The organism is Kluyvera sp. CHPC 1.2972 (assembly GCF_036759925.1).
Classification (GTDB): domain Bacteria; phylum Pseudomonadota; class Gammaproteobacteria; order Enterobacterales; family Enterobacteriaceae; genus Kluyvera.
On the sequence record NZ_JAPKIB010000037.1, the window covers coordinates 1 to 2,315 of the forward strand.

At 50.2% G+C, this 2,315-nt stretch carries 2 protein-coding genes and 2 pseudogenes; 1 reads left to right on the forward strand and 3 read right to left on the reverse strand.

What is annotated here, in order from left to right; translation table 11 throughout:
• Positions 1-60: 60 nt before the first annotated feature.
• From V6944_RS23230 to V6944_RS23240, 3 genes and pseudogenes are all read right to left on the reverse strand, one after another.
• A pseudogene (locus tag V6944_RS23230) lies at positions 61-411 on the reverse strand (AraC family ligand binding domain-containing protein); the annotation flags it as partial.
• 76 nt (positions 412-487) lie between these two features.
• Complete coding sequence (locus tag V6944_RS23235; protein WP_333500668.1) at positions 488-1,402, reverse strand: aldo/keto reductase; 915 nt, start codon at positions 1,400-1,402, stop codon at positions 488-490.
• Positions 1,403-1,414: 12 nt separating this feature from the next.
• On the reverse strand, positions 1,415-1,726 hold the full coding sequence (locus tag V6944_RS23240) for a DUF1330 domain-containing protein (RefSeq protein WP_333500669.1): 312 nt from the start codon (positions 1,724-1,726) through the stop codon (positions 1,415-1,417).
• Positions 1,727-1,903: 177 nt separating this feature from the next.
• On the opposite strand from V6944_RS23240, the pseudogene V6944_RS23245 reads away from it, so the two are divergent.
• A pseudogene (locus tag V6944_RS23245) lies at positions 1,904-2,260 on the forward strand (LysR family transcriptional regulator); the annotation flags it as partial.
• Positions 2,261-2,315 lie beyond the last annotated feature (55 nt).

The window sequence follows — 2,315 nt, forward strand, 5'->3', positions numbered from 1 at the left end:
TCTGAGGTGAGCATATCACCTCTGTTCAGGTGGCCAAATTCAGTAAACCACTTCATGCGTGGGTAATGACAACGAATTGATGATCAACTCTCGCAGTAAGTCTGAAATCTGAACAACCTGACACACTGAAGGTAAGTCAGCGCGGGCGAAAGGGTCGATAAACAGCGTTCTGGCTGCGACGTTGCCCGTAATTTTCAGACAATGATGTGTCCCTGCTGGCAACCATACGCCCCGACTCGGCGGGACAATCCAATATCCCTGCTCTGTTTCTACCCTTACCACACCGCTCAGCGTATGCAGTAGCTGGGCACAGTCGTGGCGGTGCCAGGGTTCCGTCGCGCCGTGGGGGTAATCATGGGCAAAAGGAACCAGTGGGCGCGTAGAGAAGTCGAACTGGAGGCTTGTTGTCATCGTTTTATTTCTGCATAAAAATGAAAGTAACATAGAATTTACCTGATACAGGTAGTCCTGTATCAGGCGTTAAAAACTAAGACACTTTAGTGGGGTCGCCCATAGACCATGCGATGCCGGCGCCACGGTCCATATGTCGAATAAGATCCATATCAGCAGGCTTAATGTCAAAACCAGCAAGATCTAAATTCTGGCGCATGCGAACCGGGTTGAGGCTTTTGGGCAGAACGGCGTAACCATTTTGTATCCCCCAACGCAGCAGAAATTGCGCTTCCGTCACACCATAGCTGGCCGCCATTTCAGCAAACACGTTATCTCCTGCTTTAAGTTCATCGGGCTTAGCGCTGTCCTGACCTGCACCCGTGCGCCATGTAGAAAGGGGAGCGAGGCTACTGTAAGCAATCGGGGTAATACTTCTGTCGCGCATGTATTGAATAAGGTCGGATTTCTGAGACCAGGGATGCAGTTCAATCTGATTCACATCCGGCATGGGGAGCCCCGCCACTTCAATCTCATCAAGATGAATCTGCGAATAGTTGCTGACGCCAATACTTCTGACTTTACCCATTTTTTGCAGTTCCAGCAGAGCCTTCCACTCGTTAAGACGCTGCGAGCCGCCGTGAGGTGAATGAATGAGATAAAGATCGATATAGTCCAGCCCCAGTAGATGCAGGCTGTTCTCGCAGGCTTCCAGGGTCTGCTCGAATGTTTTGGGTTTTTCACCCCACTCTGCCGCGCCTGGCCATAATTTCGTTGTGACGAAGAGATCGCCACGGCTCAGGCCATTTGAAGCCAGTCCCTGCCTGATCCCCTCTCCAACGCCTTGCTCATTGTGGTATACCGCCGCCGTGTCGATGTGGCGATAACCAGCGCTTATTGCCGTCTGGACCGCCTGTGCGGCGTCATCCTGCTCAATGAGATAAGTACCGAAGCCAACGGCGGGTATCTGAGTCGTGGAATTAACAGGGAATTTTAAATGCGAAATGCTCATCTGGCCTCCAGATTAAAGGTCTGCGGATAAACCATGGGTCAGAATAAGGAATCCCCCAGTGGTTGCTTGAATGCGGAGTTGTTTAAGTGGGGCATATTCCTCGGAATGGTAAAACTCGTTTGCCTTTTCCATATCAGGAAACTGGATAATGACCAGGACGGACTCCGAGTGACCTTCCACCGGAGTGACTGCCTCTGCCGACAACACCATTTTCCCACCATGTTGTAAAACAAGTGGACCCGCTTTGCGGACATACTCTTCCATCAAAAGCGGATCGTTAACGGTGAAATTTCCAACAAGATATGCGGGTTGCTGATTAGGCATTGCCTTACTCCATTTAAGTCAGATTTGACCGGGTTGTACCAAATATCAATTTACCGTTCGCCGATTCGGTCATTTTAAGCACATATGAACTTATGGCTGGTTTCATCATAATGTAGAATAAAAGCTTCAATGCGGATGTTTTCGCAACACATTAACTCCCTCAGGGCGACAATATTGATGAATATTAGAGATAGCGTTGAAGGTATTGCCGTCTTTGTGGCGGCGGCCGAAGCCGGTAGTTTCGTCAAAGCGGCGGAGCAGTTGGCATTAAGTCGCTCTGCTGTCGGCAAAACGGTTGCCAGGCTTGAGGAACGGCTGGGTGTGCGTCTTTTTCACCGGACCACACGCAGCCAAAGTCTTACCGAAGAGGGCGAAATTTATTATGAGCGTTGCACCAAAGCCCTGAACGAACTCCGGGAGGCCGAAGCATTGCTGGATAATGCCCGGCATGAAGTGAATGGTCGTCTGAGGGTGACAATGCCGCTACTTTTCGGTCGATATTGCGTTGCCCCGATTTTGCTGGAACTGGCGAAACTGAATCGCCACGGATAATCTAGACACTTCCGAGCCGTTGATAATACTGGTTTTC

Excerpts from the sequence above, each read along its gene's own strand:
- V6944_RS23240 (WP_333500669.1), bottom strand. The coding sequence starts at position 1,726 with ATGCCTAATCAGCAACCCGCATATCTTGTTGGAAATTTCACCGTTAAC.
- V6944_RS23235 (WP_333500668.1), bottom strand. The coding sequence starts at position 1,402 with ATGAGCATTTCGCATTTAAAATTCCCTGTTAATTCCACGACTCAGATA.